This window comes from Sphingopyxis sp. (assembly GCF_035686825.1).
In the GTDB taxonomy this organism is placed as follows: Bacteria; Pseudomonadota; Alphaproteobacteria; order Sphingomonadales; family Sphingomonadaceae; genus Sphingopyxis.
On sequence record NZ_DASRYZ010000004.1, the window covers coordinates 122,195 to 137,840 of the forward strand.

Sequence of the window (15,646 nt, forward strand, 5' to 3'; positions counted from 1 at the left end):
TGCTTTATTCGGGACGCGATGGCTGAGCGCAAACCCCGGTACAAGACCTATGACAGCCCCGCCGGCGGTTGGGGCGCCGCGGCGGCGACCGCGAAGGTGCTGATGGAGCAGAGCGTCGTGACCAAGGGATCGCGCGCGCTGCTGGCGATGAACCAGCCCGGCGGCTTCAAATGCCCGAGCTGCGCTTTCCCCGACGCGACCTGCACCAAAAAGCTCGAATTCTGCGAAAATGGCGCGAAGGCACTCGCGCACGAAGCGACGAAGTTTCGCGTCACGCGCGAATTTTTTGCGCAGCACAGCGTCTCCGAGCTGATGGAGCGGTCGGATTACTGGCTCGAAATGCAGGGGCGGCTCACCGAACCGATGCGTTACGACGCGGCGAGCGACCATTATGTGCCGGTCAGCTGGGACGATGCTTTCGCGCTGATCGGCCGCCATCTCCGCGCGCTCGAAGACCCCAACCAGGCCGAATTCTACACCTCGGGCCGCACCGCGAACGAGACGGCCTTTCTCTATTCGATCTTCGTGCGCGAATATGGGACCAACAATTTTCCCGACTGTTCGAACATGTGCCACGAACCGACGAGCCGCGGGCTGCCGCATTCGATCGGCATCGGCAAGGGCACGGTGATCCTCGACGATTTCGAACATGCGCAAGCGATCTTCCTGATCGGCCACAATGCCGGGACCAACGCACCGCGAATGATGACGCCGCTCGTCGAGGCGCGCAAACGCGGGATTCCCATCGTCGCGGTCAATCCGATGCCCGAACGCGCGCTGATCAAATTCACCGAACCGCAGGACATCGTCCAGATGGCGACCTTCGGCTCGAGCGAGATCAGCAGCGAGTTCGTCCATATCAAGGTCGGCGGCGACCTCGCGCTCTTGAAGGGCATGATGAAGGTCTTGTTCGAGCGCGAGGCGGCGGGCGAGCCGGTGCTCGATCATGATTTCATCGCCGAGCACACGTCGGGCTTCGCGGCGCTGAAGGCAGATATCGAGGCGCAGGCGTGGCCCGATCTCGTCGCGGCGTCGGGGATCGACGAGGCGCAGATCCGCCGCTGCGCCGAAATCTATATCCGCTCGAACGCGACGCTCATCTGCTATGGCATGGGGATCACCCAGCATCAGCGGGGGTCTGAGCTCGTCCAGCAGATCGCGAACCTGCTCCTCCTCAAGGGCAATTTCGGCAAGCCCGGCGCGGGCATCTCGCCGATCCGCGGCCATTCGAACGTGCAGGGCGATCGCACCGTCGGGATCGATGAGAAACCGGGTCAGGCCTATCTCGACCGGGTGCGCGATGTGTTCGGGTTCGACCCGCCGCGCGCGCACGGCCATCACACCGTCGAGTCGGTCGAGGCGATGCTCGCGGGCACCGCAAAGGTCTTCATCGGCCTCGGCGGCAATTTCGTCCGCGCGGTGCCCGACACCGACCGCTCCTATGCCGCGATGCGGGGGCTCGACCTCACCGTCGGGATCGCGACCAAGCTCAATCGCGGGCACCTTGTCCATGGTAAGGACGCGCTGATCCTGCCCGTCGTCGCGCGTTCCGAACGCATCGAGACCGCGGCGGGCGAACAGTTCGTCACGATCGAGGATTCGATGTCGAACGTCACCGCCTCGCGCGGCGTGCTCGATCCCGCGAGCGAGTATCTGTTGCCCGAGACCGAGATCGTCTGCCGCATGGCGATGGCGGCGCTGCCCGGAAGCAAGACCGATTGGGCAGGCTATATCGACGATTATAGCCTGATCCGCGACAAGATCGCAGAAGTCTATCCCGCGCTCTACGAGGGTTTCTCGGAGCGCATCAAGGCGCCGCTGGGCTTCCACCTCGACATCCCTCCGCGCCGCCGCGCGTGGGCGACCCCGAACGGCAAGGCGAATTTCCTCGTCCTGCCGGGGCTCGCGGCCAACGCGCCCGTCGACGATCCCGGCATGTTGCGGCTCGCCACCGTACGTTCGCACGACCAGTTCAACACCACGATCTACAGCTATAATGACCGCTATCGCGGCGTGTATAACGACCGCATGATCCTGTTCATGAACGCCGACGACATCGCCGATCGGGGATTCGAGGCGGGGGCGAAGGTCGTGCTCGAAACGATCGGCGCCGACGGTATCGCGCGGCGCGTCGAGGGGCTCACGATCATCGACTTTCCGATGTCGCGCGGCTCGGTTGCGGGCTATTATCCCGAACTCAACCCGCTCCTGCCGCTCGCCTTTTACGACAAGACCAGCGGTTGCCCGGCGGCGAAGTCGATTCCGGTGCGCGTCGCCGCGATGCGCTAGGAAAGGCCGCTCGCCAGCCGGTCGAGATCGGCGACGCTGTTGACATTGGGCGGCACGAAGTCGCTTTCGACCGCGCGCGCACCGATCCGCCGCGCAAAGGCGCGGACCGCAAGGTCGTCGTCCGCGTCGAGCATCGCCCGCAGTGCGCCGAGCGCCGCGACGGGCCACAGGCCGATCACCGGCTGGCTGGTCAGGAAGGCGGGCGCGGGCTGTAGCAGGGCGTGAAGATGGTCGGGCAGGCGGACGCAATCGACCGGCGCGGTTAGTAATTGGCCGAAGCCGTGGGCGGCCGCATGATCGAGTGCCCCGGCGATCGCGCCGAGCGGCCCCACGCCGGGACGCGGCCAGTCGGCGATCCCGCCGTCGCGGCCGACGATGACGAGCGCGTCGCAATGCGGCGCGAGCGCCGCCTGCGCATGGTCGAGCAACGTCCGCCCATTGAGCATCGCGAGCGCCTTGTCCGACCCGAAGCGGCTCGACCGCCCGCCGGCGAGCACCGCGCCCAGCGTCTTCATGCGATCATCCCGTGCGGATCGCCGACGATCAGCGCCGCATCGGGACGCGCCAGCGCGACGAGCGTGAGCCCCGCAGCCGCCGCGCGCTCGGCGGCAAGGCTGGTGGGCGCCGATATGGTGACGAGCATCGGACAGCCCGCGCGCACCGTCTTTTCGACCAGTTCGTAACTGCACCGCGCCGAGAGCAGGATGAAGCCGGTGGCGGGGTCGATGTCCGCACGCGCCATCGCGCCGACCAGCTTGTCGAGCGCATTGTGCCGCCCGACATCCTCGCGCACGAGCCGGATGTCGCCCGCGGGCGAGCAGAAGGCGGCGGCATGCACTGCCCCCGTTGCACGGCCGAGCGGCTGGTGATCGGGCAGCGCCGCCAGCGCCGCGGCGATCGCCTCGCGGTCGGTCGCGATCCGCGCGGTGACGGCGGGAAGCGGACGCAGCACCTCTTCGATATTCTCGATCCCGCAGAGGCCGCAACTGCTCTCGCTCACCCGCTTGCGCGCGCGGTCTATCGCGATCCGATTGCGTTCGGGCGGCAGCCAGATGCGCAGCGCCCATCCGCCCTCGATGGCGTGCGCGTCGACGCGGCCGATCTGCCCGGCGGTTTCGACCAGCCCTTCGTTCAGCGCGAAGCCCACCGCATAATCCTCGAGGTCCGCAGGCGTCGCCATCATCACCGCATAGCCGATACCGCCAACCTCGACCGATACCGGCGCTTCGATGGCGATGCTGCGTATCAGCGCCGCGTCGCCCTCTTCGGCAAGGCCAAGGCGTCGGACGGGAAGGTCGATCGTTTCGCTATTCATCCTTGCACGATAGCCCATCGGCACGGACTTGTCTCAACCGGGCGCATGATGGCGCTTCACAGACCTTCGTCTGCGAACGGTCGCTTCTGCGTTGCGGCTCAGGGGTGAACGGTGTCTTGAGTCCGTGATGTCGCCACGGTGTTAAAGCGTGCCTCGCCGATCTCCGAAGCATGGTTCGACGCGAACCGATAGACGAATGTCGCAACAACGGCGGTGCCAAGCAGAATCAGTCCCGGAACGATAAGACCTTCAGGCCAATCCGCATCCCACGAAAGGAACATCGCTGCTGTGATGCCGCAAGCCACGACTACGGCGGTACCGCTGCGGGCGGGGCTTAAATCTTTGTAGGTGTCCTTGTTACTCGGAGCCGTAGCGCACCATGCGATAAATAGGATCCACCATCCAACTTGGAGGGTGCTGTGCAGATTTCGCAGTAGATCCGTCGATGGCACGCGCGCTGCGATATATAAGATGAGTAACCAAGCACCCGTGGCCATAAGGAAGAGGCCTTGAATGATAGGCCTCCAGAACTGTCTGGTGCCCAACTTCCGAATTGATACATTCATTGGCGCTCTCACGTGTCTGTTATCAAAACAATACATGCACCACGTCGCAGACATCTGCAATCGGTCGAAAGTGGTCATGGCAGTTGCCCGGCTCTCGGCAGCAGACCTATGTCTCAGCCCACGCGGCCGATCCGCTCGGCGAGGAAATCGACGAAGACGCGCACCCGCGCCGGGGTGTTCGCGCCGCCCGCGAACACCGCGTGGATCGCCTCGATATCGCCGGGATTATACTCTTCGAGGATCGGGACGAGCGCGCCACTTTCGATCTGGTCGGCGATGCTGAACGCACCGACGCGCGCGATGCCGACCCCGGCGGCGGCGAGCTGCCCCAGCGTCTCGCCATTGTTCGCCTCGATATTGCCCTGCACCGAAAGGGCGTACTCTCGCTCGCCGTCGCGGAACGGCCACACCGGCTCGGCGCGGCGGAAGTTGAAGTTCAGGCAATTATGATCGTGCAGATCCTCGGGCAGGCGCGGCGTGCCATGCGTCGCGAGATAGGCGGGCGAAGCGACGATGACGCGGCGGCTTTCGCCTAGCTTGCGCGCGGTGAGCGGGCTGTCGGCGAGCGGGCCGAAGCGGATCGCGACATCGGCCTGCCCGGCGGCGATGTCGACGAGCCGGTCGGCGAGGCTGATGTCGACGAGGATATGCGGATAGAGCGTCACGAACTCGCCGAGCAGCGGCACGATGGTCAGCCGGCCGTGCGCCTGCGCCGCGCTGACACGGAGCCGCCCGCGCGGCGCGCCCTGATCGGCGATCGCCTGCTCGGCGTCGCCGAGGTCGGCGAGGATGCGCCGCGCCGCGCGCAGATAGGCCTCGCCTTCGGCGGTGAGCGCCAGCGCGCGGGTCGAGCGGAGCAGCAGCCGCACGCCCAGTCGCGCCTCGATCCGGTCGATCGTGCGGCTCACCGCCGAGGGGGTGAGCCCGAGGCAGCGGCCAGCGGCCGAAAAACTGCCCTCCGCGACGGTCGCCGCAAAGACCTCCATCGATCGCGCACGGTCGCCGCCGCTATCCATCTTTGCGTTCATTTCAAAAATCCTTCGCCTGTCCCGGCACTACTCCGGCAAGGGCTCCGAGTCCATCTATGCGTTCAACGCAATCGAAAGGGTCGACCATGGAATATCGTCAATTGGGATCGTCGGGGCTTCGCGTTCCCGCCTTGAGCTTCGGAACCGGCACCTTTGGCGGGCAGGGGCCTTTGTTCAGCGCGTGGGGTACGAGCGACGCCGCCGAGGCGCGGCGGCTGATCGACATCAGCCTCGACGCGGGGGTGACTTTGTTCGACACTGCCGACGTCTATTCGAACGGCGCGTCCGAGGAGATTTTGGGCGAAGCGATCAAGGGGCGCCGCGATGCGGTGCTGATCTCGACCAAAACCGGCCTGCCGATGGGCGACGGCCCGCAGGACTGGGGTGCCTCGCGCAGCCGCCTGATCCGCGCGGTCGAGGATGCGCTGCGCCGGCTCGGCACCGACCATATCGACCTGCTCCAGCTCCACGCCTTCGACGCTTCGACCCCGGTAGACGAGCTGATGGGCACGCTCGCTATCCTGATCGCCGCCGGCAAGCTGCGTTACGCCGGCGTCTCCAACTATCCCGGCTGGCAATTGATGAAGGCGCAGGCGGCCGCCGACCGGCTCGGCGCGCCGCGCTTCGTCGCGCACCAGGTCTATTATTCGCTGATCGGGCGCGCCTATGAGGCCGATTTGATGCCGCTTGCCGCCGATCAGGGGATCGGCGCGCTCGTGTGGAGCCCGCTCGGCTGGGGGCGCCTCACCGGCAAGATCGGGCGCGGGCGCCCGCTCCCTGCGGGCAGCCGCCTCCACGAGACCGAACAGTTTGCGCCGCCGGTGACTGAGGAGCTGCTCTACCGCGTGGTCGACGCGCTCGAAGCCGTTGCCGCCGAAACCGGCAAGACGGTGCCGCAGGTCGCGATCAACTGGCTGCTCCGGCGTCCGACCGTGTCGTCGGTGATCATCGGCGCGCGAAACGAGGAGCAGCTCCGTCAGAATCTCGGCGCGGTCGGCTGGGCGTTGACCGCAGAGCAAGTGGCGGCGCTCGACGCGGCGAGCGATGTCCTGCCGGCCTATCCGCATACCCCCTATCGGCAGCAGGAGGGCTTCGCCCGCCTGAACCCGCCGCTGGTCTGACAGGAACCAAGCCCATGAAAATCAACCTTCCGCTGCTCGCGCTCGCGACGGGCGCCTTCGGCATCGGCATCACCGAATTCGCCCCGATGGGCTTGCTTCCCGACATGGCCGAAGGGCTGGGCGTGTCGATCCCCGCTGCCGGGCTGCTCGTCTCGGCCTATGCGCTCGGCGTCATGCTCGGCGCGCCGCTGATGACGCTCGCCACCGCGCGGATGAACCGGCGCACCCTGCTCATCGGCCTGATGGCGATCTTCACGCTCGGCAATTTCCTGTCGGCGGTCGCGGGCGACTATGCGACGCTGATGGTCGCGCGCGTGATTACCTCGCTCAATCACGGCGCCTTCTTCGGCGTCGGGTCGGTCGTCGCGGCGAGCCTCGTGCCGCCCGAAAAGCGCGCGAGTGCGGTCGCGGCGATGTTCATGGGGCTGACGCTCGCTAATGTCATCGGCGTGCCGCTCGCGCCATGGATCGGCGAAACGTTCGGCTGGCGCACCGCCTTCGGCGCGATCGCCGTCTGGGGGTTGATCACGATGGCGGCGCTGCGCTTTGCGCTCCCCGACATTACGCGTGCCGAGGGCGGCAATATGCTCGCCGAACTTGGCGTGCTCAAGCGCCGCGAGGTGCTGATCGCGCTCGCGCTGACCGCGATCGGCTCATCCGCGATGTTCACGGTCTTCACCTATATCGCACCGATCCTGCGCGACGCGGCGGGGGCGGGGACTTTGTTCGTGACCACGATGCTGGTGATCTACGGCCTCGGCCTCACCGCCGGAAACTGGCTCGGCGGCGTCTTCGCCGACAAGTCGATCGACCGCACGTTGATCGTCTCGCTCGTCGGGCTCGCCGCGACGCTTATCGTCTTCGCGGGCGCTATGTTCCAGCCGCTCGCGGCGGCCGTCACCATCTTCGCATGGGGCGTCGCGACCTTCGCGATCGTCCCGCCGCTCCAGATGCGCGTGATGGAGGCCGCGTCCGATGCCCCCAATCTGGCCTCGGCGGTCAACATCGGCGCCTTCAACCTCGGCAACGCCGTCGGCGCCGCGGTCGGGGGCGGGGTGATCGGGCTCGGGCTCGGCTATCCCGCGGTGTCGTTCGCGGGGGCGGCGATGGCGCTCGGCGGTTTGGCGATCGTGCTCGCGACGCGGACGCGCCCTGCCGCGTCGCTTGCGCAAGCCTGACGATTGCCATTTGCGCCGCTCGGTCTATGCAATCGCGGGCATGAAGACCGAGATTCTCGCCGTCCTGACGGGCAAGGCGCGCCCCTTTCGCGGCGACGAACCGAGCGCGATCGGCAAGCTGCCGGTCGCGGAGGCCGTTGCAGTCGACGCGATGGGGCTCGCCGGCGACGAACAGGCCGACCGCAGCGTCCATGGCGGCATCGACAAGGCGATCCATCACTATCCCGCCGACCATTATGACTGGTGGCGCGGCCAGCTCGGCGCCGTGCCGCTGCTCGATGCGGCGGGCGCGTTCGGCGAGAATATCTCGACGACCGGCCTCGACGAAAACAGCGTCTTCCTCGGCGACCGCTTCCGCCTCGGCAGTGCGCTCGTCGAGGTGACGCAGGCGCGCCAGCCGTGCTGGAAGCTCGACCATCGCTTCGAAACGAAGGGTGTGATGGCCGGGGTCGTCAAGTCGCGGCGGTCGGGCTGGTATTACCGCGTGCTCGAACCCGGGGTTGTGCGCGCGGGCGACGATCTCGAGCTTGTCGAACGGCCGTATCCCGACTGGCCGCTCGCGTCGCTTTTCGGCCTGCTGATCGGGGGCGAGGCGAAGTCGCGGCTCGCCGACCTCACCGCGCTGCGCGACGTGCCCGCGCTCGCCGACACCTGGAAAGTCCGGCGCGCCAAGCTCGCCGAGCAATTCGGCGCCGATTAGCGCGTTCGCTCGTCCTCGAAAAATTCGGCGTCGATCTGCCGCGCTTCGGCGGCGATGCGCTCCATCTGGCCGGCGAGGCGCTCGGTTTCGGCCGCGGTGAAAAGCAGCCCCAGCTTGCTCCGCCGCCAGAGAATATCGTCGGCCGTGCGTGCCCATTCGCGCATCGCCATCCAGCGCAGCTCGGCGACGCTGAGGCCATGCGCAATCTCGCCGCCGAGCGCGTCCCAGTCGCCCGCGTCCGCCAGCCAGCGGCGCGCATCGATGCCATAGGCCCTGACGATGCGATCGACCGTCGCGGCGGGCAGGAAGGGATGCGCGAGCTTATATTCGGCGCGGAGCGCCGCGGCGCCGTCGACCGGAAAATCGCCGCCCGGCAGCGGCGCCCGCGCGGTCCAATGTTTGCGCGTCAGCGCGGGAACATGCTCCGCGAGGGTGTCGACCGCATGTTCGGCAACATGGCGATAGCTGGTGATCTTGCCGCCATAGATGGTGAGCAGCGGCGCGCCCTCGTCCATGTCGAGGTCGATCCGGTATCCGCGCGTCGCGGCTTCGGGGCGCCCCGATCCGTCCTCGATCAGCGGCCGCACACCCGAATAGGTCCACACGACGTCGGCGGGCGTCACTGCGCTGCGGAAATAGAGGCTCGCGCCTTCGCAGAGATAGGCGATCTCTTCGTCGCTCGCTTCCGCCTCGCTCGCCGGGCCATCATGGTCCTGGTCGGTCGTCCCGATCAGCGTGAAATCGCGTTCATAGGGAATGGCGAAAAAGATGCGCCCGTCGGGCAGCTGGAAGAAATAGGCATAATCATGCTCGAACAGCTTGCGCACGACGATGTGCGAGCCGCGGACGAGGCGCATCCGGTGATCGGGTTCGGCATCGGCGCGCCGTAGCAGATCGAGCACCGCGGGCCCGGCGGCGTTGACGACGCTGCGCCCCGTAAAGCGATAGTGCTGCCCCTGATCGCCCACCGCGTCGACGATCCACAGCCCATCCTCGCAGCGCAGCATTTCGGCGCGCGTGCGCGTTCGCACCCGTGCGCCGCGGTCGGCGGCATCGCGTGCGTTGAGCGCGACGAGCCGGGCATCGTCGACCCAGCCGTCCGAATATTCGAACCCGCGAATATATTGCGGCTGGAGCGGTCCGCCCGCGACATGGCGGCGGAGATCGACCGACCGCGTCGCGGGCAGTTTCTTGCGCCCGCCGATATGATCGTAGAGAAACAGCCCGAGCCGCAGCAGCCAGCGCGGGCGCAGCCCGTCGCGATAGGGCAGGACGAAGCGCATCGGGTGGATGATATGCGGCGCGATGCCCCACAGCCGCTCGCGTTCCTTGAGCGCCTCGCGCACCAGGCCGAATTCATAATGTTCGAGATAGCGCAGCCCGCCGTGGATCAGCTTGGTCGACTTCGACGAGGTGCCCTCCGCCAGGTCGCCCGCTTCGAGCAGCAGCACTCGTGCGCCGCGCCCGGCGGCGTCGCGCGCAACGCCGGCGCCATTGACACCGCCGCCGACCACGATGACATCATAGGGACTGGCTGCGTCGGGCATGGCCGTTCCCTATGGCAAGTGCGACGAATTTGCCAAGGGGAAGACATCGTATGCGGCTTACGTATGCGCGTTGCATTCGCGGGGTGCATCCTCCAATTCTGAAAGACCATCCAAGGGGACTATAGTGAGCGTGAAAGTCGAAACCCTGATCCTGTTCGGCGCAACGGGCGACCTTGCCCAGCGCATGCTCTTCCCCTCGCTCTACAATCTTCATGTCGACGGGCTGCTCGAAGATGCGCTGACGATCGTCGCGTCGGGGCGGTCGAAAATGGACCGCGACGGCTGCCATGCGATGGTGCGCGAGGCGCTCGCCGACCATCTGGCCGACGACCGGCTCGATGATGGGCAGATCGCCGGCTTCCTGGGCCGCATCGATTATTGTGCGGTCGATGCGGGCGCGGGCACCGGCTATGACGAACTCGCGGCGCAGCTCGGCGATCGCCTCGGCCGCCCGATCGGCGCCTATCTTTCGACCCCGCCGTCAATGTTCGGCCCGATCGCGCAGGGGCTGAAGGCCGCGAACATCGCGTGCGCCGAATGCCGCATCGCGATGGAAAAGCCGATCGGCCACGATCTCGCCTCGTCGCGCGACGTCAATGCACAGGTCGGCGACGCCTTTGCCGAGGACCGCGTCTTTCGCATCGACCATTATCTCGGCAAGGAAACCGTCCAGAACCTCCTCGCGCTGCGCTTCGCGAACATGCTCTTCGAGCCTTTGTGGAACGCGCAGGCGATCGACCATGTCCAGATCACCGTCGCCGAAACCGTCGGGCTCGAAGGCCGTGTGTCCTATTATGACGGCGTCGGCGCGCTCAAGGACATGGTGCAGAACCATATGCTCCAGCTGCTCGCGATCATCGCGATGGAGCCGCCGTCGAGCGTCTCTTCGACCGCGGTGCGCGACGAGAAGGTCAAGCTGCTCCGCTCGCTTCGCAAAATGACCGCCGAGGATGTGAAGGCGCACAGCGTCAAGGGGCAATATACCAGCGGGGCGGTGAACGGCGGCGCGGTCGCGGGTTATGCCGACGAGCTCGGCGATCCGTCGAACACCGAAACCTTCGTCGCCTTGAAGGCCTATATCGACAATTGGCGGTGGAAGGGCGTGCCCTTTTACCTGCGCACCGGCAAGCGGATGCCGCAGCGGAAGTCCGAAGTGCTGATCCAGTTCAAGCCGGTGCCGCACAATATCTTCGCGCGCGTCGGCGCGGGCAAGCTCAACGCCAACAGCATGATCATCAACCTGCAGCCCGAAGAGAATATCCGGGTCAAGGTGATGGCGAAGCAGCCCGGGCTCGACCGCGAGGGCGTGAAGCTCAAGGAAGTGACGATGGACGTCTCGCTCTCGCACAGCTTTGCCGGCGAGCGCCGCCGCATCGCCTACGAGCGGCTGCTGCTCGATTTCATCGAGGGCGACCAGACTTTGTTCGTGCGGCGCGACGAGGTCGAGGCACAGTGGCAGTGGATCGATTCGATCCGCGACGCCTGGGCGGCGGTCGATATGGCGCCGCAAAATTACACCGCGGGAAGCTGGGGCCCGTCGAGCGCAATCGCGCTGATCGAGCGCGACGGAGCGAGCTGGCATGATTGAGGAAGAAAGACGTCGCCCCCGCGAAGGCGGGGGCCGCTGGCAACATAGCGCGAGGCCGATAGCGGCCCCCGCCTTCGCGGGGGCGACGAGGAAGTAATATGACTGATCTGAATCCAGTAATCGCCGCGGTCACCGACCGCATCACCCAGCGCAGCGCCCCGCGCCGCGCCGCTTATCTCGACCTCATGGACCGCCAGCGCGATGCCGGCACCAACCGCGGCAACCTGTCGTGCGGCAACCTCGCGCACGGCTTCGCGGCGTCGGGCGAAGACAAGCCGGTCATCCGCACCGGCGCAGCGATGAACATCGGCATCGTCACCAGCTACAACGACATGCTTTCGGCGCATCAGCCCTACGGCCGCTATCCCGAGCAGATCAAACTCTTCGCGCGCGAAGCCGGCGCAACCGCGCAGGTCGCGGGCGGCGTCCCCGCGATGTGCGACGGCGTGACGCAGGGGCAGGCGGGGATGGACCTGTCGCTGTTCAGCCGCGACAATATCGCGCAGGGTACCGTGATCGCGCTGAGCCATGCGATGTTCGAGGGCGCGCTCTTGCTCGGCATCTGCGACAAGATCGTTCCCGGCCTGCTCATCGGCGCGCTGCGCTTCGGACATCTGCCGCAGATATTGATCCCCGCCGGGCCGATGCCCTCGGGGCTCGCGAACAAGGAAAAGCAGCGCGTCCGCCAGCTTTATGCCGAGGGCAAGGCGAGCCGCGACGAACTGCTCGAGGCCGAGGCCGCCTCCTATCATGGCGCGGGCACCTGCACCTTCTACGGCACCGCGAACTCGAACCAGATGATGATGGAGCTGATGGGGCTGCACATCCCCGGCAGCGCCTTCACCAACCCCGGCACCAAGCTGCGACAGGAACTGACACGCGCCGCAACGCACCGGATCGCCGAGATCGGCTGGGACGGCGACGATTATCGCCCGCTTGGCCGCTGCATCGACGAGAAGGCGATCGTCAATGCCGCGATCGGTCTGCTCGCGACCGGCGGTTCGACCAACCATGCGATCCACCTGCCCGCGATCGCGCGTGCGGCGGGGATCATCATCGACTGGCAGGATTTCGACGAGCTGAGCCACGTCGTGCCGCTGCTCGCGCGCGTCTACCCGAACGGCGCGGGCGACGTGAACAATTTCCACGCGGCGGGCGGGATCGGCTATGTCGTCAAGGAATTGCTCGGCGCCGGGCTGCTCCACGGCGACGTGCTGACCGTCGGCGGCACGATGGCCGACTATGCCGCCGAGCCCGTGCTGGTGAACGACGAACTCCACTGGCAGGCCGCGCCCGCCGAGAGCCGCGACGACACGATGCTGCGCCCCGTCGCGGCGCCTTTCTCGCCCGACGGCGGGATGCGCCTGCTCGCGGGCAATCTCGGCCGCGCGATCATCAAGACGAGCGCGGTCGCCGAGGATCGCTGGACGATCGAGGCGCCGTGCCGGATCTTCGACGATCAGAATCAGGTGCTGACCGCGTTCAAGGCGGGCGAGCTCGAGCGCGACGTCGTCGTCGTCGTCCGCTTTCAGGGACCGCGCGCCAACGGCATGCCCGAACTGCACAAGCTGACCCCGGCGCTCGGCGTGCTGCAGGACAAGGGCTTTCGCGTCGCCTTGCTTACCGACGGCCGCATGTCGGGCGCGAGCGGCAAGGTGCCCGCGGTGATCCACCTGTCGCCCGAAGCCTTACCCGGCCCCGACGGGGTCAGCGGCCCGCTCGCTTACCTTCAGGACGGCGACATCGTGCGCGTCTGCGCGGTGAAGGGCGAAGCGACCGCGCTGGTCGACGAAGCCGAATGGGCGGCGCGCCAGCCCGCCGCCGCACCGCCCCCCGCCGTCGGCGTCGGCCGCGAACTCTTCGCGCTGTTCCGCCATCATGCCGACGAGGCGGAGAAGGGCGGCTCAGCAGTGCTCGCGGCGATGGAGCAAGTAATCTAGCCGTCGCCCCCGCGAAGGCGGGGGCCGCTGGCAACCTTGTGCAACACCGATAACGGCCCCCGCCTTCGCGGGGGCGACGAATTTTGGGAATGGAGTGAATATGTCCAATAGCGGTATCGAACAGATCATGCGCCTCGCGCCGGTCATCCCGGTGATCGTCATCGACCGCGTCGAGGATGCGGTGCCGATGGCCGAGGCGCTCGTCGCGGGCGGACTCAGGGTGCTCGAGGTGACGATGCGCACCCCCGCCGCGCTCGAAGCGATTGCCGTGATGAAGAAGGTCCCGGGCGCCGTCGTCGGTGCGGGGACGGTGCTCAATCCGCGGATGCTGAACGCCGCGCTCGACGCGGGCTCCGAATTCATCGTCTCGCCGGGCCTTACCGACACTCTGGGCGAAGCGGCGGTGGCGAGTAGCATTCCCTTCCTGCCTGGCGTCGCCAATGCGTCGAACATCATGGCGGGGCTCGACCTCGGCCTCGACAGCTTCAAATTCTTCCCCGCGGCGACGAGCGGCGGCATCCCGGCGCTGAAGGCGCTCGCGGGTCCGTTCGGCGGGGTCAATTTCTGCCCGACCGGCGGGATCAGCGCCGCGACCGCGCCCGAGTGGCTCGCGCTGGGTCCGGTGCTCTGCGTCGGCGGCAGCTGGGTCGTCCCGTCGGGGCCGCTCGACACGGTGAAGATCGAGGCCCTGGCGCGCGAGGCATCCGCACTTTCGGGCCATTGATTAACCCCATTTTACCTGTCATCGTGCAGGGATAAGGCGGCAATAAGCCGTTGGTGGGGAGAATTGCGTGCCGAGGCCGCAGCCGCATTTGGAAGAAGTCCTGGCGTCCGAACCCGGATCGCATATCGCCGCGCTCTTCGATTTCGACGGGACGATCATCTCGGGCTATTCCGCGACCGCGATGCTGCGCGAGAAATTCCAGCGCCGCGAAATGTCGGTCGAGGAAATCGCCGAAACCGCGAACGTCCTCGCGCAGCACAGCCTCGGCAGCATCGGCTTTTCGGGGCTGATGACCGCCGCCGCCAAATTCATGAAGGGCGTCGACGAGCAAAGCTTCGTCGAATTCGGCGAGGAGCTCTACAGGAAGCATATCGCGCGCAAAATCTATCCCGAGACGCGCGCGATCATCGAGGCGCATCAGGCAAAGGGCCACCGCGTCGCGATCATCTCGTCGGCAACGATCTACCAGATCGAACCGACCGCGCGCGACCTCGGCATAACCGATATCAAATGCTCGTCCTACGAGATCGAGGACGGCGTCTTCACCGGCGAGATCATCCGGCCGCTCTGCTTCGGCGAGGGCAAGGTGCTCGCGGCCGAGGAACTCGCCGCCGAATATGGCCTCGATCTCGATCAGAGCTTTTTCTACTCGGACAGCGACGACGATCTCGAACTGCTCGAACGCGTCGGCAAGCCGCGCCCGCTCAACCCGAACCTCAAGCTCAAGGGCATCGCCGACGAACGCAATTGGCCGGTGCAGCGCTTCGCGAGCCGCGGCACCCCGTCGTGGATCGACTATACGCGCACCATCTACGCCACCGGCTCGCTCGTCGGCGCCTTCGCCGCGGGGCTGCCGATCTGGGCGCTGACCCGTTCGCAGCGCGAGGCGGTCAATTTCTCGATGGGGCTGTTCGGCGACTTCGCGACCGCGATCACCGGCGTCGAGCTCGAGGTCGAGGACGAGCGCCACCTCTGGTCGTCGCGCCCCTGCATCTTCATCTTCAACCACCAGAGCAAGGCGGACGTGATGATCCTCGCCAAGCTCATCCGCCGCGACATGGGCGGGGTGGGGAAGAAGGAGATCAAGGACATCCCCATCCTCGGCAAGCTGATGGAATGGGGCGGCACCGTCTTCGTCGACCGCGCCGACGGCAAGAGCGCGATCAAGGCGATGGAGCCGCTCGTCGACGCGATTCAAAAGGAAGGCAAGTCGATCTGCATCGCGCCCGAAGGAACGCGCAGCCTGACGCCGAAGCTCGAACCCTTCAAGAAGGGCGCGTTCCATCTGGCGATGCAGGCGGGGGTTCCGATCGTCCCGATCGTGATCCATAACGCGACCGACGTCGCGCCCAAGAACGAGTTTGTGATGCGCCCCGCGACGGTGCGCGTCACGGTGCTGCCGCCGGTCGATACGTCGGGGTGGAGCGTCAGGACGATCAATTCGCACGTCCGCGACGTCCGGAACATGTTCCTGCGCACGCTGGGGCAGGCGGAGGAGAGCGTCGCGGAGTCGGTGGCGGCGGAGGCCGCGCCGCCGAAGGAAAAGGTCGAGAAGGCGAAGCCGAAAAAGGCGGCTGAAAAGAAGCCCGTGGCCAAGAAGAAGGCGCCCGCCAAAAAGCCCGCCGCGCGTAAGGGAAAGACCGGCTAAGC

13 protein-coding genes are annotated in these 15,646 nt (G+C 66.6%); 8 read left to right on the plus strand and 5 right to left on the minus strand.

Annotated features, from left to right (window positions below; all coding sequences use genetic code 11):
- Positions 1-18 precede the first annotated feature (18 nt).
- The gene (locus VFG17_RS09400; protein WP_325029211.1) at positions 19-2,289 is read left to right on the plus strand and encodes an FdhF/YdeP family oxidoreductase; all 2,271 of its coding nucleotides are present in this window, start codon (positions 19-21) and stop codon (positions 2,287-2,289) included.
- Here the strand turns inward: VFG17_RS09400 and mobA are convergent.
- The 4 genes from mobA to VFG17_RS09420 all read right to left on the minus strand — a co-directional run bounded on the left by mobA (position 2,286) and on the right by VFG17_RS09420 (position 5,198).
- Positions 2,286-2,804, minus strand: a complete 519-nt coding sequence (mobA, locus tag VFG17_RS09405; RefSeq protein WP_325029212.1) for a molybdenum cofactor guanylyltransferase — start codon at positions 2,802-2,804, stop codon at positions 2,286-2,288. The two genes, VFG17_RS09400 and mobA, sit on opposite strands and share 4 nt — an antisense overlap.
- Positions 2,801-3,604, minus strand: coding sequence for a formate dehydrogenase accessory sulfurtransferase FdhD (gene fdhD, locus VFG17_RS09410; RefSeq protein WP_325029213.1), 804 nt, complete (start codon positions 3,602-3,604; stop codon positions 2,801-2,803). Before fdhD ends, mobA begins: the two co-directional genes overlap by 4 nt.
- Before the next feature lie 98 nt (positions 3,605-3,702).
- Positions 3,703-4,101 carry a hypothetical protein gene (locus VFG17_RS09415; protein ID WP_325029214.1) on the minus strand — a complete coding sequence of 133 codons (399 nt, stop codon included), beginning with the start codon at positions 4,099-4,101 and terminating at the stop codon, positions 3,703-3,705.
- A 182-nt stretch (positions 4,102-4,283) separates the two neighbouring features.
- The gene (locus VFG17_RS09420; RefSeq protein WP_325029215.1) at positions 4,284-5,198 is read right to left on the minus strand and encodes a LysR family transcriptional regulator; all 915 of its coding nucleotides are present in this window, start codon (positions 5,196-5,198) and stop codon (positions 4,284-4,286) included.
- 86 nt (positions 5,199-5,284) lie between these two features.
- Here VFG17_RS09420 and VFG17_RS09425 point away from each other — a divergent pair, with 86 nt between their 5' ends.
- From VFG17_RS09425 to VFG17_RS09435, 3 genes are read left to right on the plus strand one after another with little or no spacing between them, the layout of a single operon-like run.
- Positions 5,285-6,319 carry an aldo/keto reductase gene (locus tag VFG17_RS09425; protein ID WP_325029216.1) on the plus strand — a complete coding sequence of 345 codons (1,035 nt, stop codon included), beginning with the start codon at positions 5,285-5,287 and terminating at the stop codon, positions 6,317-6,319.
- 14 nt (positions 6,320-6,333) lie between these two features.
- Positions 6,334-7,497 (plus strand): MFS transporter, encoded by a 1,164-nt coding sequence (locus tag VFG17_RS09430; protein WP_325029217.1) that lies wholly within the window; start codon positions 6,334-6,336, stop codon positions 7,495-7,497.
- 40 nt (positions 7,498-7,537) lie between these two features.
- Entirely contained in the window at positions 7,538-8,197 is a 660-nt protein-coding gene (locus VFG17_RS09435; RefSeq protein WP_325029218.1) for an MOSC domain-containing protein, read from the plus strand.
- On the opposite strand, the gene glpD is transcribed toward VFG17_RS09435, so the two are convergent.
- Entirely contained in the window at positions 8,194-9,744 is a 1,551-nt protein-coding gene (glpD, locus tag VFG17_RS09440) for a glycerol-3-phosphate dehydrogenase (RefSeq protein WP_325029219.1), read from the minus strand. The two genes, VFG17_RS09435 and glpD, sit on opposite strands and share 4 nt — an antisense overlap.
- Positions 9,745-9,928: 184 nt before the next feature.
- On the opposite strand from glpD, the gene zwf reads away from it, so the two are divergent.
- From zwf to VFG17_RS09460, 4 genes are all read left to right on the plus strand, one after another.
- Positions 9,929-11,332, plus strand: coding sequence for a glucose-6-phosphate dehydrogenase (gene zwf, locus VFG17_RS09445; RefSeq protein ID WP_325029532.1), 1,404 nt, complete (start codon positions 9,929-9,931; stop codon positions 11,330-11,332).
- Positions 11,333-11,430: 98 nt separating this feature from the next.
- The gene (gene edd, locus VFG17_RS09450) at positions 11,431-13,272 is read left to right on the plus strand and encodes a phosphogluconate dehydratase (RefSeq protein WP_325029220.1); all 1,842 of its coding nucleotides are present in this window, start codon (positions 11,431-11,433) and stop codon (positions 13,270-13,272) included.
- A 100-nt stretch (positions 13,273-13,372) separates the two neighbouring features.
- A complete protein-coding gene (gene eda / locus VFG17_RS09455) occupies positions 13,373-13,996 on the plus strand; it encodes a bifunctional 4-hydroxy-2-oxoglutarate aldolase/2-dehydro-3-deoxy-phosphogluconate aldolase (RefSeq protein WP_325029221.1) in 624 nt (207 codons plus the stop codon).
- Positions 13,997-14,063: 67 nt separating this feature from the next.
- A complete protein-coding gene (locus VFG17_RS09460; RefSeq protein ID WP_325029222.1) occupies positions 14,064-15,644 on the plus strand; it encodes an HAD-IB family hydrolase in 1,581 nt (526 codons plus the stop codon).
- Positions 15,645-15,646 lie beyond the last annotated feature (2 nt).